Consider the following 21065-nt stretch of genomic DNA (forward strand, 5'->3'; position numbering starts at 1 on the left):
TAGCATCATGGGGCTCGGCTTCCTTGTCGAACTTTTCTTTTTGGCGATTGATCAGATCGCACAATGGAAGCCGAGTTCCCTCCAAATCTGAGAACTCAGTGATCTACATTTCGGAACAGTTATTTAGTCGCCAAGCACAATGTCTGTATCTACCAAGATGAGCCCGAGCACTTCGACGCGCCTAACCTCGACTGATCCCCTGCCCAGCCGCCGCACCCGATCCCGCAGCCAAGCGGGATCGGGCTTATAGTTATACCAATCACCGTCTCGTTGTTGCCAACGCAGGGGGAAGAAGATGCTGCGGATCCTGTTCTCGACTTTATTGCTATCGACATTAATGGCGTGCTCGCTGCTGGAGATCAACCTGGATTCGGGGATCGAGCCGTTGCCCGAGCAGGCGCTGCAACAACGGATCATCACCCGGGAATTTCTGCGCGAATACAACGCCAACATCGACAGCAGCGCCGATCGGATCCAACAACACAGTACGGTACCCGAGATCCAGCTCAACGCCATTCGCTGGCAATTGGCGGCGCGCCAAGCGGGACTCAAAGCGGTTTACCAAACTCAGCCGGAAGCGGCGCTGATGGATCTATGGTTGCTGCTGGCCCAGCAACATGCCTTCTTCGATTCAGCCAAAGGCTCAGCCTTGTTTGCCGAGCACAGTGCCATCGCGCTCACCACCAGCCACGAGTTACTGCAAGACTACCGGATACGGGCCAAACCTCTGCTGTCGTCACGCCGCTATCAACAAGCGCAAGGGTTTGTCACCACCATGAGTCAGGCGCAACCGCTGCAAGATATTCGCTTTCAACGGCCACCGGCCTATCCGGCCTGGCTCGCTTGGCAACAACTCGAACAGGTGGAGGCGGTTGACAGTTACGGTACCCTGCCGCAGGTCATGACCGATCTGGCAGAGCGGATCCAAGCGCTCAGTGAGCAGGCGCCCAAGACCCTGGTCTGGCAGACCCAACTGCTCGCCAGCGAGTCGCAATTGGATGCCGAGGCCATCAACCTGTTGCTGCTCGAACTGCGCACCACCTTGCATGAGTTGCAGCAGTTAACCGCGGACGATCCAGACTACCTCAAAGAGCTGGCCGCCAGCATGACCCAACCGCTGATCCCGGCGGCGGCCAAACTGGATCTGGCCAGTCAACGCTTGAGCAGTACACTGCAAGCCCAACGCGTGGCATTGGAGCACCTGATCGAGCGTGAACGTCTGGCCTTTGGCAGTGAGCTGGAGCAGCAGCGACGCCACACCGTAGATCAGCTCGAAGTGGCGTCGAATCGTGTGCTCACCAGCACGCTTGAGCAGGTGCAGCGCCTGATCAAAAGCACCATTCTGTACGTGTTGCTGTTGCTGCTGGTGATCCTATTTGCGCCCTTTGGCTTCGGCTATTGGCTCGGCAGCCGACGCGGCAAACCGGGTTAGTCGAAGCGCTTGTGGTTGGGCCTGTTCACTGGCATGCTGCTGTCATCTGAACAGCCCAAGGGTGTATACGTGATCCCGGATACGATCAGTTTGCTGCTGGCGCCTCTGCTGATAGTGCAGGGCAAATGGGTCCAATGGCGTACGCCCCGGCTGCCCGAGGCCGACGGTGCCCGCCGCGGCCAGCTCGGACAAGGTCCCGCTCTCTCGGTCTGGATCCTCGGTGACTCCGCCGCCGCTGGCGTCGGGGTTAAGCGCCAGCACTGTGCCCTGAGTGGCCAGCTAACGACTCAGCTCGGCGACCAATTCCAGCTCGACTGGCAGTTGCGAGCCAGCAGCGGCGCGCGCACCAAGGAGATGATGGCCTTGCTGCCCAAGCAGCCGCATCGAGTCAATGCCGTTGTCCTGTCCGCCGGGGTCAATGATGTGTTATCCACCAGCTCCGCCAAGCGCTGGGCGCTGGAGCTGGATGAGCTGCTTCACCATCTGCGCCGACAGCACCAGCCGGAGTTGATCATCCTCACGCCCCTTCCTCCCATGGAGCGTTTCCCGGCCTTTCCCCACCCCTTGCGCGCCTGGCTGGGCAAGCGCTGCCATCAGTTCAATCAGGAGCTGAGCCGGATCCATCAGCAACACCCCTGCAGTCAACTGTTGTCCATGCCACACGAGGGCGCCGATCTCGCGGTTGATCAACTCCACCCCGGCCCTGCCAGCTATCGACTGTGGGCCGCGGCCGCGGCCGAGATCATCAAAAACCGTTTCGCCACGGCGCAAGGCTCGTCCGCTCAAGCAACCTCTGCGACGCTCTGACGGGATCTGTCGCGCTATGACCCTCGCCCTGTTCGACTTCGACGGCACGCTGACACACCAAGACACCTTCACGGCGTTTTGCCGCCAGCAGATCCCCCTCACACGCCGATTGCCGGGCCTGCTGCTGTTAGCCCCGCTGCTGCTGGCCCATCGATATCATCTGTTTCCGACCCATCGACTCCGCCCCACCGTCGCCTGGCTCGGGTTTGCCGGGTATCGGCACGATCTCGCCCGACAGCGCGGCGAGCGCTTTGCCCGTGACTACCTACCGAGTGCATTACGCCAAGACGCGATGCAACGCCTGCGCTGGCATCAACAACGGGGCGATCGGATCATATTGGTCTCCGCCAGCCTGGATCTCTACCTCAAGCCCTGGTGTCAACAGCAAGGGATCGAGCTGCTCTGCTCTGAATTGCTGCCGCAGGACCCACACCAGTCCCGTCTCAGCGGCCGCTATCGCAACGGCGACTGCAGCAATCAACGCAAACGTCAACGGGTCGAGCGCCTGCTGGATCTCACCGCCCATAAGGCGATCTACGCCTACGGCGACACCGCCGAAGATCTGGCCCTGCTCAGTCTCGCCAGCCACCCGCACTACCGCGGCAAAGCCATCTCCAGTCTCGATGCGTTAACCCGAGGGATCGGTATCCATCGTTCCGTCCACACCGATGACGCACCGGCGGACCAATAGGTCAGACCAAACTTTTCGATCCCGCAAACAAACGTTAATTCCGGCGTAAAAAGGCTTTCGCTCCAGCCCCGTCAACCGCTACAGTCGTAGCAATAGGGAAAGCAGTGGGAGTGAGTAGGGTGACTCAGTTAGGAACAGGCACAGTCTTGCGGCAAAGTCCGGCGCAGTGCTGTTTTCACCGGCTCTATCAGATCAGCCTCTGTTTATCATCGATCCCCGTATTGCTGCTCATCAGTTGGCTGTTTGACAGCAACACGCAACTGCGTGAAACCCTGCTCAGCCTGAGCCTATTGCTGCCAGCGATCGCCGGCCTGACCGTCCTCTGGCTTACCCTGTTTAACGCCAACACCGAGCAGATCATCGAACATGCGCTGATCCTCGATGACGCGGGGATCACCCAGCTGACCTACAACGAGCAACGTCAGCTGCTCTGGACCGATTTTGCCGGCTACCGCATCCACCCGACCTTGCCCAGAACCGTCACGCTTTACCACCGCCATGGGCAGGATCTTCGCTTTGGCTACTACATGTATTCAGCCGAGCAACGCCAATGCTTGTTTCGCCATCTACAGCGCCGCCAGCTCATCGCCTGAGCAGCCTGACGCCAGCGTCAAACAGTCACAAGCGGATAAAGCCGTTCGAAACATGACGTTTTGTTTGCGACTACGCAAATGATAAAAACACTTGCGTAACAGACAGGGAGACTATAATATCTCGCCTCTTCGACGGATAACGCCGAACACTTGCGCCGATAACCGGTAGCTAAGTGAAAGAAAAAGACCAAGCGAAAATTATTGCAAGACGAAACAACAGCGTGGGTGATGCTGTCGCAATTCTGAAAGTTCTACTCCTCTCGTCAGATCTCAAAGACTTCTCGTCATACCGGTAATTAAGCTTATTAATATTGTTGCCTCGCTTTTGCGGTGGCCTTTGATAGTGAGTTTTATTATGACCGTGACCTTAAATGGTTCTACCATCCAGATCGCCCGCCCCGTGCACTCCATCTCCGTCAACAAGAATCGTGTGGCGTTTAAAGATGTACAGGGCGACAAATGCGCCGAACTGGCCAGCGCCAGCGAGCGCCGTAGCTTTATCGAGCTGCTGGTAAAAAGCTAATGTGACAGGGACGAACGCGTCGGCGTTCGTCCCTGTTTCGTTTTCTCTGAGCACCGCCGCTTAAGGCGAGATCCAGCCCAGCAGCCGCCGACTGAGCAGGCTGTCCGCATCGGTCAGCTCCAGGATCACATCGAAATGATTGCGCCGAGGGATCGACGCCAGCTCCACCGTGAGACCCGCCTCAGATAACCGCTGATAATAATCCCGGCTCTGGCGCTTGAACTCAGCGGTTTCTATCTCGCCAAATGCCAGCAATAACGGACAAGACACCGACAAAGGCTGTACCATCGGACTCAGGCTCGCCACCTCTTGCGGGCTCAGCTGCACCGCCTCGTTGATATAGGTTGGCACCAACGGCGCTAGATCGTAGATCCCCGACACCGCCAACGCCCCCGCAAACGGTTCGGCAGGCAGGCCATACTGGGTCCAATCCGTCAGGCTCATCATCATCACCAGATGTGCGCCGGCAGAGCTGCCCGACAAGGTGATGTTTCGCCGGTCTACCCCCGGCGCCTGCTGATAGCACCAGACAATGGCCTGGCGGATCTCCGCAACGATCTCCGTCAATGACGCCTGCGGCGCGAGGGTGTAGTTGAGCACCGCCAAGCCCACCCCCTGCGCATTCAGCATCGGCGCCGCAAACGCCGACTCATCCTTGGAAAGCTGCTGCCAATAGCCGCCATGAATGTAGATATGCAGAGGCGCCGGCGCTTGCTGGCGAGGCAAGTAGAGATCGAGGCACTGACGTGGCTTATCGCCATAGCGACAGTCCAGCAACAGCTTGCCGTCACCGCCCTTGCGCGCCGCCGCGCTTAACGTGGCGTAGCGATCAAGGTAATAACCGATATCCTCGATGCAGGAGCTGGGCGAGTACTCTCGCTCAAGCTCGGCCAGGGTCCATTCACCGTACACCGCCGCCGTCATCCGTCCGCCTTTGCATCGCTGCAGGACCGATGGGATGAGTGAAACGTCAGCGCCTGCCCCCACTGGCGACAGGCCAACTGATACAGCTTGGCCAGCACCCAATCTTCGTCCCAATGCTGCTCAATGTCCGGAATAGTCATGATCTCATCCATGATCGCTGACTGCTCATCGCCGATCCGCAGCGCCTCGGCGTAGGGGATCTCCGGTCGAAAGGTCACCATGGTATAGAGCGGCACCCACAGCTTGGGGTATTTGCGGCTGAACTTCGCCTCTATCTTTTTTCGCAGCAAAAATGAGGGTTGGCCGGTCAACCGGCTCATCTCGATATAGTTACGCTTGGCCAAGGTCGCAATGGCCGCCACATTGGCTTTGCGCGACTGTTGAAAGGCGGGCAACACCTGCTCCCAATCCCCCTCCATCTGCTCAAGCAGTTCATCTAGGATCCGGCAATCCTCAAACCCGGCGTTCATGCCCTGACCGTAGAAAGGCACGATCGCGTGGCACGCATCGCCGATCAAACAGATCCGGTTTGCCTGCACCCAGGGGTAGACATCCACCAGCGCCAACGGGCTCGGTGCACGCTCGATGAAGTGCTGAGCCGGGGTTTCCAGCAGCGCCGCCACATCGGGAAACTGGGTCTCAAAGAAGGCCTGGATCGCCGGCGCGCCTTGCAGCGAGGCAAACGAATTCGGCCCGTCGAAATCCATAAACAGCGTGCAGGTAAAGGAGCCATCCAGGTTGGGCAGTGCGATCAGCATAAACTGATCCCGTGGCCAGATATGCAGCGCCTCTATCGGCCCAAGCTGATGACTGCCATCGGCGTTGGCCGGGATATTGAGCTCGATGTAGGCCACGTCCATGGTCTCCAGCGAGAAGTTCATCCGCGGTAACTCCTGCATCAGGCGCCGGATCTTAGAGTTGGCACCATCGGCGCCAAACAACCGCTGCGGCGCGATCTGCACCGTGCCGGCCGGCGTATCAAACCCCGCCGTGCCACTGGCAAAATCCACCTGCGTCAGTCGATATTCAAAGTGCAAGCTGACCTGCTCATGTTGCTCCGCCAGCGAGATCAGCCGTTGGTTGATCCCCGCCCGCGACACCGAGTAGATCGCCTGGCCCGCCTCGCCATAAGGCTGGGTGGTCAGACTGCCGTCGATCCCATGGATCACCCGCTCAACCATGGGGATCGCCTCAGCCCGGATCGCCTGTGCCAACCCCACCTTTTCTAGCGCCGCCCAGCCCCGATCCGACAGCGCCAAGTTGATGGATCGCCCTTGATAGACATTGCCGATACGCGGATCGGGCCGCCCCTCATACAGATCCACTCGGTAGCCGCGCTGGGCCAGATAGACGCCCAGCAAGGAACCGACTAACCCCGCGCCGGCAATGGCGATCGACTCCTGAGAGGGGATCATGCGGCCACCTCCAACTGTCGTAGCACCGAGGTCAACACCACCCCAAAGCGGTAGATATCTTCAAAGCTGTTGTACAGCGGCACTGGCGCCAATCGGATCACATCCGGCTCACGGAAATCGGCGATCACCCCAGCTTCGGTCAGGGCATCAAACAGACGCCGATCCGTGCCCTTGAGTCGAACCGACAACTGACAGCCGCGCTGAGCCGGATCCGCCGGCGTGATGATCTCCAAGCCGATCCCGGGAAACTGCTCAACCACATCGTTAAAGACAAACTCCAGGTAGCCGGTCAGCGCCAAACTTTTCGCCCGCAGCGCCGCCATGCCCGCCTCATCAAACAGCTCCAAACTGGCTTTGAGCGCCGCCATTCCCAGCACCGGCGCATTGGACAGCTGCCAGCCCTCCGCGCCGAGGATAGGCGAGAAACCCGACTCCATCTTGAATCGATTTTCCTTGTCGTGGCCCCACCAGCCGCCAAAGCGGAAGGTGTCCGGATCTAGGCCATGACGCTCATGGATAAACACGCCGCCAACATTGCCCGCACTGGCATTGAGGTACTTGTAACTGCACCAGGCAGCGAAATCCACCTGCCACTCATGCAGCGCCATCGGCAGGTTGCCCACCGCATGAGCCAGATCGAACCCCGCAAACGCGCCAACCTCGTGCGCCACCGCCGTCAGTGCCGCCAGATCAAACCACTGACCGGTGAAGTAATTGACCCCACCGAGAAACAGCAGCGCCAGCTCATCGCCGTGCTCGCGGATCGCCGCTTCGATATCCTCCTGGCGCAAGCAATGCTCACCGTCGCGCGGGAAGATCTCGATGATCGCCTCCTCCGGGCGCAAACCGTGAAACTGCACCTGGGTCTCCAACAGATAGCGATCCGAAGGAAACGCCTTGCCCTCGCACAGGATCTTAAAACGCGTCGCCGTGGGTCGATAAAAGGAGACAAACAGCAGATGCAGATTGGTGGTCAACGAGTTCATGCACACCACTTCATGCGCTTTTCCTCCCACCAAACGGGCGGAGGCCGGCGTCAACAATTCATGGTAGCTGTACCAGGGATTCTTCGAATGAAAGTGGCCTTCAACGCCCCAATTGGCCCACTCGGTCAGCTCGGTTTCGATATGATCCTTAACCGCCTTGGGCTGCAATCCCAGGGAGTTACCGGTGAAATACAGCACCGGCTTGCCTTTGATGACTGGGTGACAAAAACGCTCCCGCATCGACGCGAGTGGGTCTTTACTGTCGAGCCAACGCGCGCTGTCCAAACTGTTTTGATAGATCATGCTTGCTGCCCCTTAACGGAAAAACCACACACACCCAGCCCCTGCACCTTCGTCGCGATCCGCTGGCCCGGTTGCAGCGCCACCGCCGCGGTCGCCGCCCCGGCCAACAACACGTCGCCGGGTTTTAAGGATTCGCCGTACTCACCCAGGCAACGCGCCGCTTCGATCAGCGCATTGATCGGGTCCTCCAAGATGGCGCTGCTGCGCCCCTGCGCCACCGGCTCACCATCCGCCGTCATCACCATGGACAGATCCGCCAGATCCCGCTCCGCCATAAAGCTGAGCAAGTCCGTCTTCGGCCCCAACACATAGCCGGTGCTCGAGCAGTTGTCCGCCACCACATCGATATGGGAAAACTTAAAGTCACGATAGCGTGAATCGATCACCTCCAGCGCCGGCATCACCCAAGCCACCGCGGCGATCGCCTGCTCCCGACTGACGTCGCCCGCCAGCGGCTTATCGAGAATGAACGCCACTTCCGGCTCCACTCTGGGGTGCACATAGTGGCTCAGATCGATCTCATCCCCGCTGTGGATCACCATGGCATCGGTCAAACGGCCCCAGATCAGATCCGACACCCCCATCTGCTCCTGCTTCGCCTTGCTGGTAAAGCCCAGCTTAAATCCAGTCAATCGTTCGCCCCGCGCACAGCGCTGCTCAATCGACAAACGCTGGATCTCATAGGCATCATCCAGCGTGATCGGGCTCTGTTGGGACAGCTGACGTACGGCGCACGCCTGTTTGGCCGCGCCATCCAGCACGGCAGCAAATTGCTCTAACATGGTCATTCCCTGATTGATTTGAGTTTGTATATTCATGGCTCACTCGATCCCAAAAAACGCTTTGGCGTTACCGGCGTACAACCGCTCGCGGCTCTGCTCGGACAAACCTTCGGTTTCCCGGATCAAGCCGCCCATCTTTTGTTCACCTAAGGGGAACGGATAATCGGTCCCGAACATCACCCGCTGATCGCCCATCTTGTCGACCAGCAAGCGCAACGCGCCGGGATCAAACACCGCACTGTCGAGCGAGAAACGGTCAAGGTAATGGCTCGGCGGACATTCACTGCGGCCCCGGGCAATATCGCGATGGTGCCAAGCGTTTTCCAACCGACCGAGCAGGAAGATGAAGCTGCCGCCGCCATGGGCGAAGGCGATCTTCAGCTTGCGGCTGAGTCGGTCAAACGCCCCGCTTAAGATCAACGAGACGATCGACAACTGGGTTTCCGCTGGCATGCCCACCGTCCAGCCCATCATGTAATCGCCGGTACGATCCGCCCCCATCATGTCCCAGGGGTGAACAAACACCGGAATATCCTCATCGGCGCAGTGCTGCAAGAAGGTAAACACCCCGGCATCGTCCATGCCCCGGCCATTGATGTGGCTGCCGATCTGCACGCCGACATGGCCAATGGATTTGGCCCGGCTGGCCTCGGCACAAGCCGCATCGATGTCCTGCAGCGGCACCTGCGCCATGGCAAACAGCCGCCCACGGCCACGCTGGCAGATTGCCATCGCCGCGTCATTAAACAGCTTGGCGATGTACTCCCCCTGTGCGACCGGCCGCTCGTAGCCAAACAGCAGCGGCGTGGCCGAGAGAATCTGGCCGCACAAACCCTGCTGATCCATCTCGCGTAAGCGCACGTCCGGATCCCAGCAGGCGTCGTAAATGGGGCGAAATTTTTGCTGGCCCTTCATCACCATGGCTGTGCCATCGCCGTGATGCTTCAAGCTGGGCCAGTCGCGCCCACCGAAGCGGGCCTGCAAGTCTTCCCACTGTTTGGGAAAGAAATGGCTGTGAATGTCGAGGATCTGCATCACTGCGCCCCCTTCGCCACGAGATCCGGCCCGGATGCCAAGGTCACCCAACCGTGCGGCGGCTCCTTACCCGGATGCAACGCGCCGCAACCCGGGCAGGTGCGGGCCTGCTCATCGGCATAGAACGCCTGATACAGCGGCGGCAGATCATCAACGATGGACTTCAGTTGCACCTCCACCCGATGCACCCGTGCCCCGCACTCGAAGCAGTACCACTCGAAGCCATCGAGCTCACCGAGCTGACGTTTGGGCTCGATCACCAAACCGATGCTGCCGGGCATCGGCCGCTGCGGCGAATGACGCACATGCTTGGGCAGAAAGAAGATCTCCCCTTCGCGGATCGGCACATCGCGGATCTCGCCCGCCTCGATCACCTTGAGCACCATGTCGCCCTCCAACTGATAGAAGAACTCTTCGACCGGATCGTCATGAAAATCAGTGCGCTGATTGGGCCCGCCCACTACCGTCACCATCATGTCGGTATCGGTCCAGATCTGCTGGTTGCCCACCGGCGGCTTGAGCAGATGGCGGTGCTCATCGATCCAGGCCTTAAAATTAAACGCAGCCAGCTTACTCATGGCGATCTCCCTCCTGCAGTGACGCGGACAGCGGCTTGTAGGCCACCGCCTTCATCTCGATCAGCAGATGCGGATGGGGTAGCTGATGCACCGCCACCGTGGTTCGGGTCGGGCCGCTTTCATCAAAGTTGGCGGCGTAGGTTTCGTTGTAGCCTTTAAAGTCATTCATGTTGACCAGGAAGGTGGTGATCTCCACCAGATCCGACAGCTGGCAATCCACCGAGGCCAGAATGTCGGCAATGTTGTCGATCACCGCCTGGGTCTGCAGCTCGATGGAAAGCTCGGTCGCGCCCATGGCGTCCACTTCGACGCCAACAAAGCTGTTGTCCGGCCGACGCGAGCTGGTGCCGCTGATGTAGATCAGATCCCCGGCCCGCTTCACATGGGGGAAGCGGCCCCTGGGTTTGGCTTTATGGGCCAAAACTTTGCTTTGCATACGACGCTATCCTTGTGCCATCGCGATGCAGACGGTGCTGGGCTCGCGATAAAAGTTGAGAGAATGGATCCCGCCTTCGCGGCCGATCCCGGAGAGTTTGACGCCACCGAAGGGGGTGTTGAGATCGCGCAGATACCAGGTGTTGATCCACACCAAACCCGCTTCGATCTGCGGCGCGACGCGATGAGCCCGGTTGAGATCCTGGGTCCACACCGAGGCCGCCAGGCCGTAATCGGAATCGTTGATCCGGTCGATCACCTCGGCTTCCTCATCAAACGGCGCGATATGGCAGACGGGGCCGAAGATCTCCTCGCGGTTGAAGCGGTGATCGTCCGCCAGACCGGTGAGCACCGTCGGCAGGACAAACGCCCCCGCATCGCGCTCATCGTTGAATTGGGGAACCGTCCCGCCGGTAACAAACTCGGCACCGCCCTGCCGGGCCAGCTCGAAATAGCCCATCACCTTGTCGCGATGGCCGCGGGAGATCAGCGGCCCCATCACGGTGCCTTGATCATATGGCCGCCCCACCACATAGCCATTGGCCGCCTCGGCCAAGCCGGCGACGAACCGGTCAAACAGGCTGCGATGGACATACACCCGCTCGGTACACAAACAGACTTGGCCGCAGTTGGTGAAGCTCGAACGCGCCACCCCGGCGATCGCTTTGTCCAAGTCGGCATCGGCGAACACCACCGCCGCATTCTTGCCCCCCAGCTCAAACGACACCGGCTTCACCCGATCGGCCACCGCGCGCATGATGGCGCTGCCGGTTCTGGACTCACCGGTAAAGGTCACCGCATCGACGCCATCGTGCTCGGTCAGCCACTGGCCGACGCAGTCCGGGCCAAAGCCGTGCAGCAGATTGAACACCCCCTTGGGAAAATCGATCTCATCCAGACACTGGGCCAGCAGCGCCATCGAGCCCGGGGTTTCTTCGGAGGGTTTGACCACCAGGGTGTTGCCGCAGGCCAGCGCCGGGGCGATCTTCCAGGTCGCCAGCAGCAGTGGCAGGTTCCACGGGGCGATCACCGCCACTACGCCCAACGGCTTATCGACCGTGTAATTGAGAATGGCGTCGCCGTCCGCGCTCTGGCTGTGCCAGGCCTCGGACGGCACGTTTTTGATGAGATCGGCAAAGAAGCGAAAATTGGCGGTGCCGCGGGGAATGTCGATCGCTTGCACCTGTGCCAGCGACTTGCCGGTATCGGCGATCTCCGCTGCGACAAACTCCGCCTCGCGCTCGGCCATCCTGTCCGCCAGCTTATGCAGCCAGGCGGCGCGCTCTAGCACGCTCAGGCTGCGCCAAGCCGGCAAGGCCCGCCGTGCGGCTTGCACCGCTGCGTCGATCTGGCCGACGCTGGCCCGCGCTACCTGCGCCACCAAGTGTCCATCCACCGGGCTGATGTCGTCAAACTGCCGCTCACTGTCGGCGAAGACACCGTCGATATACCCCAAGATCCGTTTGCTCACCTGTTGTTCACTTAGCCATCAAGAAACCATAACTTGAGTTTAAGTAGGAACTTGAGATAAAAATAATCAATTAATATTGGCCAATCGATAAATCTGGTTAATCAAATGCCCCAGTCGCTCGATCTGATCCACCTCAAGATGATCCACACCCTCGCCCACAGCGCGACGGTCAAGGATGCCGCCGACAAGCTGTTTATCAGCCAACCGGCGCTCTCGTCGCGCATTAAGGAAGCGGAGCGGCGACTGGGCACCGAACTGTTTATCCGCCACGGCCGCCGATTGGTGATCAACTCCGCCGGCAAGCGCCTGCTGCACAGCGCCGAGCGCATTCTCAAGGAGCTGGATCGAGCCCAATACGATATTGGCCTGCTGTCGGACGGTGGCCAACAGGTGGTGCGTCTAGGCCTGCCCTATCTGGCGCCCCGTGACTGGCTCGCCGCCGTCTATCAGCAACTGGCACAACGCCATCCGCAGTTGGCACTGGAAGTGGTGCCGCTGCAGGGCGATGCGCTCAATGCGCTACGACAAGGTCAGATCGATATCGCCCTTATGGTGTCGGCGTCGCGGCGGGAGTCCGACGATAAGCTGCACCGCCGCTGGCTGTTTGCCGATACCCTGCAGGCCGTGGTGCCACACACCTCGCCCCAGGCTCAGCTTACGGCGCTGTCCCCGGTGGATTTTGAACGCATTACCTACATCACCAACAGTGCGATCCCGGAGCGAGATCGTGAGCACGCGCTCTACTTCATACCCAACCAATGTGCGCCGCGCCAAGTGCTGCAGGTGGGCTATCTGGATGTGATCCTGGATATGGTCGGCCAGGGCATGGGGATCTCCATCCTCAGCCAATGGCTACTGCAGAGCAAACAGCAAGAGCGCGTGACCTGGCTGTGCAAGCCACTGACGCCCGCGCCGCAAACCCTGCAATGGGATCTGCTCCATCAGCCGAAAAGCGGCACCGATCAGATCGCCGCCTTGATCGGCGATCTGTTATGCCAACGCAGCGCGACACCGACCGAGTAAAACATCGGCCACCACGGAAACCGCCCCGAGAGCGGGGCTGAGAGCGGGGCTGAGCTAACCGATTAGCGTCGGCTGGCTCGGATAGCGATGCGGATACAAAACAGCGCCCCGCCCCAAGTACAGGCAAAACCGAATATCATCATTACGATCGCACTGGCATCCATTTAGCGCTCCTCATCCGGCCCAGCGGCCGTCGGCAGTTTCTTCACGATCACGGCCAACACCACCATAATGGCGATAAGCCCCCAACCATACGTCATCAAGTCCATCTGTTGGTGATCGCCGTATCCATCGCGGATCAGCGCCACCAGATTGGTCGCTAGGATCAGCGCCAACAACCCCGGACTGATAAAGCGCAAACAAAAATCAAACCAGCCCGCCAGTGAGAACTCCGACAATCTATTGCTGTATTGCCGCAGCTGGGGCAATTGCTTGACCACCCAGCCGATCAAGACCAATTCCAGCAAACAACTCGCCAGCAGCGCCACGTTGTTCATGAAGTAGTCCACCACATCCAGCAGCAGCAAACCGCCGTTGGTGGCAAAGTTAATCGAGATCAGAAACGCGCTGCCGCACACCAGCGTCGCGGCCCATTTCCTATCCCAGCCGGTCTTGTCGATCACCGCCGAGATCACCGCTTCCAAAATGGAGATGATGGAGCTCAGTCCCGCCACCGTCAGCGCCAGGAAGAACAGCGGCCCGAGAATATAGGGCGCCGGCAGCATATTGATGGCGGTGGGGAGGGTGACAAACGCCAGACCCACGCCGGCCGAGACCACTTCGGTAATGGCAACCTGTTGCTGCGCAGCCATGTAACCGAGGATCCCGAAAATCATGGTGCCCGCTAGGATAGAAAAACCGCAGTTGATCAACACCGTCATAAAGGCGTTGTTGTTGATATCCGACTTTGGGGGCAGATAGCTGGCGTAGGCCAGCATGATGGCAAAGCCGACGCTCAGGGTGAAGAAGATCTGGCCATAGGCTGCGGACCACACGCTGGGATCCCATATCCGGTCAAAGTCAGGCTTAAACAGGTAATTGAACCCTTCCAGCGCGCCCGGCAGGAAAGCGACGCGGATAGCCAATCCCAGCACCATGACAAACAGCAGCGGCATCATGATCTTACTGGCCCGCTCGATGCCGCCGCGCACGCCGGTAAACACCGCGGCAAAGGTGATAAGCCACGCCAGGATGATCGGCATCAGGATGTGCGACTGGATACTGCCTAAGTTACTCGGGCTGTTGTCACCCAGCTTCAGGTATTCGGTAAAGAAGAAGTGGTTGGGATCGGCGCCCCAGCTTTGGGTAAAGGAGAATCCCAGAAAGGAGATAGACCAGCCGATCACCGCCACGTAGTACACCGCAATGACAAAGGCGATAAACACCTGAAACCAGCCCAGCCACTCCAATCGTGGCCGGATCCGCGCAAACACCTGCGGCGCCGCGCCGCGGAGTTTATGCCCGAGTGCAAACTCCATGATCATAAATGGGATCCCAGCACTCAACATGGCGAACAAATAGGGGATGAAAAACGCCCCGCCCCCGTTTTCATACGCCATATAGGGGAAACGCCAAATGTTTCCCAATCCGATGGCCGAGCCCACCGCCGCCAGAATAAAACCGGTTCTTGAGCCCCATTGTTCACGTTGCATTGTGTTGCTCTCCTTGTGCTGCAACTTCGACATCTGGCGGCGCCCAGCGCATCCATCCGCCGATCACCGCCTGTCTTGCGTATGCCCTACATCAGACACCAATCAAAAAAATACAGCAAGACGTGGAGACAAATCACATTTCGTAAGCGTGGCAAGGCGTTGGCTGATCAGAACCCTGAGAAGGGTGAATTCGCGCCCACTCTCATCACTAAGCTGACATTCTTATCAGTAACACTGATATAATCGCGCCAATTTTTATCAGGAGTGACCGCCATGAGCGCCGATCAAATCAAAGCTTTTTACAGCCAAAACAGCCAAGAGCGTTACGACGTTGTTGTTGAAGCCGCCAAAGCCAACCAGAAACTCTGGACCCTGGCCGACGACAACGGCTGTGTCGTGCTGGATTCCGGCACCGAGCAGTGTCTGGTTGTGTGGCACGATGAAGCCATCGCCGCCGATTGGGGCAAAGGTGACTTCGACGGCTGTAAGACCGTTGCCATCTCACTGTCTGATTTCATCGAAAAGTGGGCACCGGGCATGACCGACGACGGTTTTGATATTGCCGTGGCGCCGAGCCTCGCCGGTGAAGGCATCGTTCTGGCCGCCCAAGAGCTGGCCGACGAACTGAGCTAAGCCATCGCCAGACGAAAAACGCCCCGCTGCAGCGACTGCAGCGGGGCGTTTTTGTTATCCGTGGGCCAAAAGGCGCTCAACCCCGCTGGCGCCGCAGCAACCACAAAGCCAGAGCTCCCCCGCCAAGCTCCAGCCCCACAAACAGCCACATCAACAGATTGCCTGTACCATCCAGCAACAGTCCAAAGCTGCGGCCGATGGCCATGCCAAATAACACCGTTGCAACGAAGATCAGGCCAAAACCCTGATGGTTTTGATCGCGACTGAGCCCCAGCAGTGCCACGCCCACAGCACAAAACAAGCCGCCGTACGTCGCCCGCGTATCGATACGGGCCGATGCCGTATCCAAACCGTCACCTGTGGTCCAAAACATCATGCTGGTGGGAGCCAATATATAAGCGAGGCCGTACAGTAGGAAGAGCCCGCCCACCAGAGCGATCAATAACTTTGCCATACCCGTTCTCAGTTACAGCGGAGGCGCCAACCCTTAAAACCATAACAGCCCTGCCCCAACGATCCAGCAATCGGCATTCAATAAGCCGTTTCCTTCTTCGATACCGACAGCTATCTTATTCATAAAGGTACCGCTTATTGCCATGGACAATTATGCCAACAGGACTCACTCCCACGCTGCGTCACTGGTATCAGCAGGGCCAGTTTAAGACCATCCGTGGACAACAACTGTTCTTCGGGGTGGAGGGAGAAGGGCCCACTCTGCTGCTGATCCACGGGTTTCCTTCTGCAAGTTGGGACTGGCATCGTCTGCTCCCCGCCTTACGCCCGCACTTTCAGATCATCTACCTTGATATGTTGGGCTTTGGCTTTAGCGATAAACCCTTGCGCGCGTACCCCATCGGCCTGCAGGCGGATCTGATCACCGATCTGCTGCTTCACCTCAATATCGGCCAGGCCCATATCCTCGCCCACGATTACGGCGATACCGTGGCTCAGGAGTTGTTGGCGCGACAGATAAAGCAACGCAGCCCCATCCGTTGGCTCAGCTGTGCCTTGCTTAATGGTGGCCTGTTTCCGGAAGCGCACCGCCCCCTGCTGATCCAGAAGTTACTGGCCAGCCCTCTGGGCTCATGGCTAGCGCCGTTACTCGGACAACGGATCTTCTTTCGCAACCTGAAACGGATCTGGGGTCAAACATCCCCCAGCAAACACGAACTGACGGCCCTATGGCAATTGCTGCAATTTAACCAAGGCCAGCGGGTGATCCCCCAGTTGATCCGCTATATGAACGAACGCAGAACTCACCGTGCCCGCTGGGCCAGCGCATTGACTCAGTCGCCGATCCCGCTGGGTTTGATCAACGGCACCGCCGATCCCATCTCCGGCCATCAATTGCTCGAGCGCTTTCGCACCCTCTTGCCGCATTGCCCCACTTATTCTCTGGACGGTGTTGGCCACTACCCGCAACTGGAAGCGCCGCAAGCCACGGTCGACGCCTTATTAACCTTCCACCTAGAGCGTGTGGCATCGTTAACCGAGCTAAAACAAGGCGTCACAGCCTAACGCGGCTGGACTCGAACCGGTTGCATCGCCAGCACCGCGACGAAGATGAAGCCCAGTGGCGGTAGCAGCGCCAACAAGATCCCAAATAACACCGTGCGTCTTGGGTGCTCCGTTCGCGATGGCGCAAGATCAACACAGATCGCGCCCACCAGCAGGACGGACAGCAGAAAAAACAGACCAAGGGTTACCTTATCCATCACTTGTCCTCCACTTTAGACTTTCGTCCAATATATCAGATAATTGTGACAGAAGGCTGCTTCAGACCCATAGCCGGATCTTATGCCTTCATTGCACGACTCTGTTTAATACAAGGACTGATACGGCCGTCGAAACTGCGATCTACCCCGCAACCGCAGCGCACAATCGTCGGCCGTTCTGGTGTAGGATCCCGCGCCATCGTCTGTTGTTGTTGAGTATGAAATGAACCAAGCCAGAATTGGATTAACCAACCCGAAGAGTCCGACCAACGTCGGTGCCGTCATGCGTGCCGCTGGTTGCTATCAGGTCAGCGAGGTCTTCTTCACCGGCCAGCGCTACCTTAAAGCGCAGAAATTTCAGACCGACACCAAGCAGGCCACCCGCTCTATTCCGCTAAGCCATGTCGACTTTTTGCCGGATGCCGTCGATGCGGACACCCAGATCGTTTGTGTCGAGCTGGTAGAGGGGGCCATTGCGCTGCCCGAGTTCGAGCATCCGGAAAACGCCCTCTATATCTTTGGCCCAGAAGATGGCTCTCTCAGCCAAGCCGTGGTCGACCGTGCCCATGCCGTGGTGTACGTCCCGACCGTGGGCTGCATGAACCTGGCCGCCACCGTCAATGTGCTGCTGTACGATCGCCTCGCCAAAGGCCACTCGGCCCTGCAAGCCGGTGATGAGCTCATTCGCCAAAGCCGCGATACCAACAATAAAGTCAGAGTCCGCGATTAGACGCTGGGGCGACTTTATTCGCGCCTGAACAGTTTTCGCTTGCGCTGCCGGGTCCCGATGGGTACCCTGCGGCGTTTTTCCCCTATTTCTTCACTTAATCTCGGGTAGCTCATCGTGATCTCAGCAGCCAATATCACCATGCAGTTCGGCGCCAAGCCGCTGTTTGAAAACATCTCCGTCAAGTTTGGCGGCGGCAACAGCTACGGCCTGATCGGCGCCAACGGCTGTGGTAAATCCACCTTTATGAAGATCCTGTCCGGCGAACTGGAGCCGACCACAGGTAACGTCAGCGTGGAGCCGAACACCCGCGTGGCCAAACTGGGCCAGGATCAATGGGCGTTCGAAGAGTACAGCGTGATCGACACCGTGATCATGGGCCACAAGGAGCTGTGGGAGATCAAAGCCGAACGCGATCGCATCTACTCCCTGCCGGAGATGACCGAAGAAGAAGGCATGAAAGTGGCCGATCTGGAAGTCGAGTTCGCCGAGATGGACGGCTACTCCGCCGAAGCCCGTGCCGGTGAATTGCTGCTGGGTCTGGGGATCAGCGAAGACCAACACTTTGGCCTGATGAGCGCCGTTGCGCCTGGCCTGAAGGTCCGTGTTTTGTTGGCTCAGGTACTGTTTGCCGATCCAGACATCATGCTGCTCGACGAACCAACCAACAACTTGGACATTCACACTATTCACTGGTTGGAAGAGATCCTCAACGATCGCCAGTGCACCATGGTCATCATCTCGCACGATCGTCACTTCCTCAACTCCGTGTGTACCCACATGGCCGACATCGATTACGGTGAGCTGCGTGTCTACCCAGGCAACTACGACGAGTACATGACCGCGGCCAACCAAGCCCGTGAGCGCCTGCTGGCCGACAACGCCAAGAAGAAAGCGCAGATCGCCGAGCTGGCTGGCTTCGTTGCCCGTTTCTCCGCCAACGCCTCCAAGGCGCGTCAGGCGACTTCCCGTGCCAAGCGCATGGAGAAGATCCAGCTAGAAGACGTCAAAGCCTCCAGCCGTCAGACGCCGTTCATCCGCTTCGACCAAGAGAAGAAGCTGTTCCGTCAGGCGCTTGAGGTAGAAAACCTGAGCCAGGGTTATGACGGTGAGTTGCTGTTCAAAGGTTTGGATCTGAAAGTGGACGTGGGTGAGCGTATCGCCATCATCGGTGAGAATGGCGTGGGTAAATCCACCCTGCTCAACACCCTGGTGGGTGCGATGGAAGCCAAGTCCGGTGAGATCAAATGGTCCGAAAACCACAACATCGGTTACTACGCCCAGGATCACGCCGCCGACTTCGAAAAGGAGATGAACCTGTTCGACTGGATGGGTCAGTGGTCCACCGAAGGCAGCGATGAGCAAACCATCCGCTCCTTCCTGGGCCGTATGTTGTTTGGTCAGAACGACATCAAGAAGTCCACCAAGGTGATCTCCGGTGGTGAGCAGGGCCGTATGCTGTTTGGTAAGCTGATGATGCAAAAGCCCAACATCTTGCTGATGGATGAGCCGACCAACCACATGGACATGGAATCCATTGAGGCACTCAATACCGCGCTGGAAAACTACGAAGGCACCCTGCTGTTCGTTTCCCACGACCGTGTATTCGTCTCTTCCGTGGCGACCCGCATTATCGAGCTGAAGGCCGACGGGATCACCGATTTCCACGGCACTTACGAAGAGTACCTGCGCAGCCAAGGTGTCGAAGGTTAATCTTTGCCACCACTGACGTCAGACCAAACGCCCAAAGCCTCGCTTCGGGCGTTTTTGCTTTCAGCCCCTTTTTAACGCGTGACAGATCGGGCCGACGACCAGAATATTGGCGATCGGAATGACTACGGCATAGGATCAGCTATCCACTGATCCATACTGGCGCACAGCGAAAGCATGATGAACATTGACCACCTACGACTGTTTGTTCGTTTGGCATCCACCTACAACATCAGTCAGGCGGGGCAAGAGCTGGGCCTGTCTCCGGCGGTCGCCAGTGCCCACATCAACAAGCTCGAAGAGGGCCTGGGTGTGCGCCTAGTCCATCGCACTACGCGCAAGGTGTCGCTCACCCCAGAAGGCAACGCCTTCCTACCCCATGCAGAGGAAGTGCTGGCCAGCGTCGAAGCCGCACGCGCCTCAGTCGGAGTTGGGGAGATCACCCCGACCGGCACGCTGCGAGTGACTGCACCCGCATCCTTCGGCCGCCTACACCTGATCCCCGCGCTTAAAGGCTTTTTGGCCCGCTACCCCGAACTCACCGTGGATTTTCGCTTCAGCGACAGCATCATTGATATGGTCGAGGGGGGATTTGATGTGGCGATCCGCGATGCCGAGCTCAAAGACTCTACCCTGATCGCCCGTAAGCTGGCATCGGACCGACGTATCGTCTGCGCCGCCCCCAATTACCTGGCCGAACACGGCACACCCAACTCACCGGCCGATCTTCGCGCGCATCAATGCATCACGCTGGCGGGACTGGAAACCTGGACCTTTAACAGCCCAAGCGGCGAGCAGAGCCTCAAAGTCCAGGGCCAATTTCGCACCGACAATGGCGATGCCATGCGCGATGCCTGCGTCGCCGGGCTCGGCATCGCCATGAACTCCACCTGGAGCGTGTATCGGCAGCTTCAACAGGGCAAATTGGTTCAGATCCTGGCCGCGCACCCCATGGTGTCCAATACCGCCATTTGGGCGGTCTACCCCAGCTCCCGTTTGCTGGCCCCCAAGGTGCGAGCATTCATCGACTACTTTGCCGATTACTACGGCGATCCCCCCTACTGGGACCGTTAGTCCGGTATGGAACGGCGCCCCGCCACAAACCCGATAACATCCAACAACGACGTGCGGACTTTCCCCGTGATTAGTCCGCCAAGTACAGCGCACAGTGCAGCACGGTAGAAGCGGCTCGAGCACCATCACGGCTGCGTGAGAGAATCCGATTGGACAGCGGCCGGCGCGTTTGCCGTTGCCCTCCTCCCGCCAAGCCAGGGTCAAGTTCAGCGCAGGCAACAAAGCTCAATCATTTTGTGGCTTCTCGATCGGCTCAAACGAGGTTAGCGGACCATTCCTTGTGACTGCAAATGCCATAAGCTACTGCGAAGATAGAATATGAAGCCAGCGATCCCACCCCGTTCAAACGCCAGATATTGAGAGGAAGGACATCTACGCAACGACACGGTAGAAGCCCTGAAAGCAGGTGATATCAAAGGCGGAAAAAAGGCTAAATAACTGATCCTAATTGTGCTCCAGTTTCTGCAATCCATGACCACCACCCGGGAATGGTGAGGCGTTGTTCATGAAGTACTTCACCCGCCTGATTAGTTGCCACATGTGCTTGCACCGATGA

The 21065-nt window shown here is 58.6% G+C and carries 23 protein-coding genes; 11 read left to right on the top strand and 12 right to left on the bottom strand.

Annotation, left to right across the window (positions count from 1 at the left end):
- Positions 1-295 precede the first annotated feature (295 nt).
- From ABEA08_RS10390 to ABEA08_RS10410, 5 genes are all read left to right on the top strand, one after another.
- Positions 296-1432 carry a hypothetical protein gene (locus ABEA08_RS10390; RefSeq protein ID WP_345335226.1) on the top strand — a complete coding sequence of 379 codons (1137 nt, stop codon included), beginning with the start codon at positions 296-298 and terminating at the stop codon, positions 1430-1432.
- 69 nt (positions 1433-1501) lie between these two features.
- Positions 1502-2239, top strand: a complete 738-nt coding sequence (locus ABEA08_RS10395; protein WP_345335227.1) for an SGNH/GDSL hydrolase family protein — start codon at positions 1502-1504, stop codon at positions 2237-2239.
- A 16-nt stretch (positions 2240-2255) separates the two neighbouring features.
- Positions 2256-2930: an HAD-IB family hydrolase gene (locus ABEA08_RS10400; protein ID WP_345335228.1), complete on the top strand. Its 675-nt coding sequence runs from the start codon at positions 2256-2258 to the stop codon at positions 2928-2930.
- A gap of 119 nt (positions 2931-3049) precedes the next feature.
- Entirely contained in the window at positions 3050-3523 is a 474-nt protein-coding gene (locus ABEA08_RS10405; protein ID WP_345335229.1) for a hypothetical protein, read from the top strand.
- A gap of 355 nt (positions 3524-3878) precedes the next feature.
- Complete coding sequence (locus tag ABEA08_RS10410) at positions 3879-4046, top strand: hypothetical protein (protein ID WP_345335230.1); 168 nt, start codon at positions 3879-3881, stop codon at positions 4044-4046.
- A gap of 60 nt (positions 4047-4106) precedes the next feature.
- On the opposite strand, the gene ABEA08_RS10415 is transcribed toward ABEA08_RS10410, so the two are convergent.
- From ABEA08_RS10415 to ABEA08_RS10450, 8 genes are read right to left on the bottom strand one after another with little or no spacing between them, the layout of a single operon-like run.
- Positions 4107-4970, bottom strand: a complete 864-nt coding sequence (locus ABEA08_RS10415; protein WP_345335231.1) for an alpha/beta hydrolase — start codon at positions 4968-4970, stop codon at positions 4107-4109.
- Positions 4967-6385: an FAD-dependent oxidoreductase gene (locus ABEA08_RS10420; protein WP_345335232.1), complete on the bottom strand. Its 1419-nt coding sequence runs from the start codon at positions 6383-6385 to the stop codon at positions 4967-4969. Before ABEA08_RS10420 ends, ABEA08_RS10415 begins: the two co-directional genes overlap by 4 nt.
- On the bottom strand, positions 6382-7674 hold the full coding sequence (kynU, locus tag ABEA08_RS10425) for a kynureninase (RefSeq protein WP_345335233.1): 1293 nt from the start codon (positions 7672-7674) through the stop codon (positions 6382-6384). Before kynU ends, ABEA08_RS10420 begins: the two co-directional genes overlap by 4 nt.
- Positions 7671-8456 (bottom strand): 2-keto-4-pentenoate hydratase, encoded by a 786-nt coding sequence (locus ABEA08_RS10430; protein ID WP_345335234.1) that lies wholly within the window; start codon positions 8454-8456, stop codon positions 7671-7673. The genes kynU and ABEA08_RS10430 overlap by 4 nt, the downstream gene beginning before the upstream one ends.
- Positions 8457-8495: 39 nt before the next feature.
- The gene (locus ABEA08_RS10435) at positions 8496-9542 is read right to left on the bottom strand and encodes an amidohydrolase family protein (protein WP_345335235.1); all 1047 of its coding nucleotides are present in this window, start codon (positions 9540-9542) and stop codon (positions 8496-8498) included.
- On the bottom strand, positions 9491-10069 hold the full coding sequence (locus ABEA08_RS10440) for a 3-hydroxyanthranilate 3,4-dioxygenase (protein ID WP_345335236.1): 579 nt from the start codon (positions 10067-10069) through the stop codon (positions 9491-9493). The genes ABEA08_RS10435 and ABEA08_RS10440 overlap by 52 nt, the downstream gene beginning before the upstream one ends.
- Complete coding sequence (locus ABEA08_RS10445) at positions 10062-10505, bottom strand: RidA family protein (protein ID WP_345335237.1); 444 nt, start codon at positions 10503-10505, stop codon at positions 10062-10064. The genes ABEA08_RS10440 and ABEA08_RS10445 overlap by 8 nt, the downstream gene beginning before the upstream one ends.
- A 6-nt stretch (positions 10506-10511) precedes the next feature.
- Positions 10512-11975 carry a 2-hydroxymuconic semialdehyde dehydrogenase gene (locus tag ABEA08_RS10450; RefSeq protein WP_345335238.1) on the bottom strand — a complete coding sequence of 488 codons (1464 nt, stop codon included), beginning with the start codon at positions 11973-11975 and terminating at the stop codon, positions 10512-10514.
- A 105-nt stretch (positions 11976-12080) separates the two neighbouring features.
- On the opposite strand from ABEA08_RS10450, the gene ABEA08_RS10455 reads away from it, so the two are divergent.
- Complete coding sequence (locus ABEA08_RS10455; protein ID WP_345335239.1) at positions 12081-12998, top strand: LysR family transcriptional regulator; 918 nt, start codon at positions 12081-12083, stop codon at positions 12996-12998.
- 62 nt (positions 12999-13060) lie between these two features.
- Here the strand turns inward: ABEA08_RS10455 and ABEA08_RS10460 are convergent, their stop codons facing one another.
- Positions 13061-13162, bottom strand: coding sequence for a MetS family NSS transporter small subunit (locus tag ABEA08_RS10460; protein ID WP_345335240.1), 102 nt, complete (start codon positions 13160-13162; stop codon positions 13061-13063).
- Positions 13163-14650, bottom strand: coding sequence for a sodium-dependent transporter (locus tag ABEA08_RS10465; RefSeq protein ID WP_345335241.1), 1488 nt, complete (start codon positions 14648-14650; stop codon positions 13163-13165).
- A 273-nt stretch (positions 14651-14923) separates the two neighbouring features.
- Between ABEA08_RS10465 and ABEA08_RS10470 the strand changes: the two genes are divergently transcribed.
- Positions 14924-15283 (top strand): DUF2750 domain-containing protein, encoded by a 360-nt coding sequence (locus tag ABEA08_RS10470; protein ID WP_345335242.1) that lies wholly within the window; start codon positions 14924-14926, stop codon positions 15281-15283.
- Between the two features lie 76 nt (positions 15284-15359).
- Here the strand turns inward: ABEA08_RS10470 and ABEA08_RS10475 are convergent, their stop codons facing one another.
- The gene (locus ABEA08_RS10475) at positions 15360-15737 is read right to left on the bottom strand and encodes a DUF4345 domain-containing protein (RefSeq protein WP_345335243.1); all 378 of its coding nucleotides are present in this window, start codon (positions 15735-15737) and stop codon (positions 15360-15362) included.
- A gap of 152 nt (positions 15738-15889) precedes the next feature.
- On the opposite strand from ABEA08_RS10475, the gene ABEA08_RS10480 reads away from it, so the two are divergent.
- Positions 15890-16801, top strand: a complete 912-nt coding sequence (locus ABEA08_RS10480; RefSeq protein WP_345335244.1) for an alpha/beta fold hydrolase — start codon at positions 15890-15892, stop codon at positions 16799-16801.
- Here the strand turns inward: ABEA08_RS10480 and ABEA08_RS10485 are convergent.
- Positions 16798-16998: a hypothetical protein gene (locus ABEA08_RS10485; RefSeq protein WP_345335246.1), complete on the bottom strand. Its 201-nt coding sequence runs from the start codon at positions 16996-16998 to the stop codon at positions 16798-16800. The two genes, ABEA08_RS10480 and ABEA08_RS10485, sit on opposite strands and share 4 nt — an antisense overlap.
- A gap of 223 nt (positions 16999-17221) precedes the next feature.
- On the opposite strand from ABEA08_RS10485, the gene ABEA08_RS10490 reads away from it, so the two are divergent.
- The 3 genes from ABEA08_RS10490 to ABEA08_RS10500 all read left to right on the top strand — a co-directional run bounded on the left by ABEA08_RS10490 (position 17222) and on the right by ABEA08_RS10500 (position 20509).
- Positions 17222-17728: an RNA methyltransferase gene (locus ABEA08_RS10490; protein ID WP_345335247.1), complete on the top strand. Its 507-nt coding sequence runs from the start codon at positions 17222-17224 to the stop codon at positions 17726-17728.
- A gap of 114 nt (positions 17729-17842) precedes the next feature.
- Positions 17843-19438, top strand: coding sequence for an ABC-F family ATPase (locus ABEA08_RS10495; protein ID WP_345335248.1), 1596 nt, complete (start codon positions 17843-17845; stop codon positions 19436-19438).
- Between the two features lie 177 nt (positions 19439-19615).
- Positions 19616-20509 (top strand): LysR family transcriptional regulator, encoded by an 894-nt coding sequence (locus ABEA08_RS10500; RefSeq protein WP_345335249.1) that lies wholly within the window; start codon positions 19616-19618, stop codon positions 20507-20509.
- Positions 20510-21065 lie beyond the last annotated feature (556 nt).

The organism is Ferrimonas pelagia, assembly GCF_039543565.1.
Classification (GTDB): Bacteria; Pseudomonadota; Gammaproteobacteria; order Enterobacterales; family Shewanellaceae; genus Ferrimonas; species Ferrimonas pelagia.

Bases quoted from the DNA above. Each gene is read 5' to 3' on its own strand.
- ABEA08_RS10390 (WP_345335226.1), top strand. From the start codon at position 296: ATGCTGCGGATCCTGTTCTCGACTTTATTGCTATCGACATTAATGGCG.
- ABEA08_RS10400 (WP_345335228.1), top strand. From the start codon at position 2,256: ATGACCCTCGCCCTGTTCGACTTCGACGGCACGCTGACACACCAAGAC.
- ABEA08_RS10410 (WP_345335230.1), top strand. From the start codon at position 3,879: ATGACCGTGACCTTAAATGGTTCTACCATCCAGATCGCCCGCCCCGTG.
- ABEA08_RS10415 (WP_345335231.1), bottom strand. From the start codon at position 4,970: ATGACGGCGGCGGTGTACGGTGAATGGACCCTGGCCGAGCTTGAGCGA.
- ABEA08_RS10420 (WP_345335232.1), bottom strand. From the start codon at position 6,385: ATGATCCCCTCTCAGGAGTCGATCGCCATTGCCGGCGCGGGGTTAGTC.
- kynU (WP_345335233.1), bottom strand. From the start codon at position 7,674: ATGATCTATCAAAACAGTTTGGACAGCGCGCGTTGGCTCGACAGTAAA.
- ABEA08_RS10430 (WP_345335234.1), bottom strand. From the start codon at position 8,456: ATGTTAGAGCAATTTGCTGCCGTGCTGGATGGCGCGGCCAAACAGGCG.
- ABEA08_RS10440 (WP_345335236.1), bottom strand. From the start codon at position 10,069: ATGAGTAAGCTGGCTGCGTTTAATTTTAAGGCCTGGATCGATGAGCAC.
- ABEA08_RS10445 (WP_345335237.1), bottom strand. From the start codon at position 10,505: ATGCAAAGCAAAGTTTTGGCCCATAAAGCCAAACCCAGGGGCCGCTTC.
- ABEA08_RS10455 (WP_345335239.1), top strand. From the start codon at position 12,081: ATGCCCCAGTCGCTCGATCTGATCCACCTCAAGATGATCCACACCCTC.
- ABEA08_RS10460 (WP_345335240.1), bottom strand. From the start codon at position 13,162: ATGGATGCCAGTGCGATCGTAATGATGATATTCGGTTTTGCCTGTACT.
- ABEA08_RS10465 (WP_345335241.1), bottom strand. From the start codon at position 14,650: ATGCAACGTGAACAATGGGGCTCAAGAACCGGTTTTATTCTGGCGGCG.
- ABEA08_RS10470 (WP_345335242.1), top strand. From the start codon at position 14,924: ATGAGCGCCGATCAAATCAAAGCTTTTTACAGCCAAAACAGCCAAGAG.
- ABEA08_RS10475 (WP_345335243.1), bottom strand. From the start codon at position 15,737: ATGGCAAAGTTATTGATCGCTCTGGTGGGCGGGCTCTTCCTACTGTAC.
- ABEA08_RS10480 (WP_345335244.1), top strand. From the start codon at position 15,890: ATGCCAACAGGACTCACTCCCACGCTGCGTCACTGGTATCAGCAGGGC.
- ABEA08_RS10485 (WP_345335246.1), bottom strand. From the start codon at position 16,998: ATGGATAAGGTAACCCTTGGTCTGTTTTTTCTGCTGTCCGTCCTGCTG.
- ABEA08_RS10490 (WP_345335247.1), top strand. From the start codon at position 17,222: ATGAACCAAGCCAGAATTGGATTAACCAACCCGAAGAGTCCGACCAAC.
- ABEA08_RS10500 (WP_345335249.1), top strand. From the start codon at position 19,616: ATGAACATTGACCACCTACGACTGTTTGTTCGTTTGGCATCCACCTAC.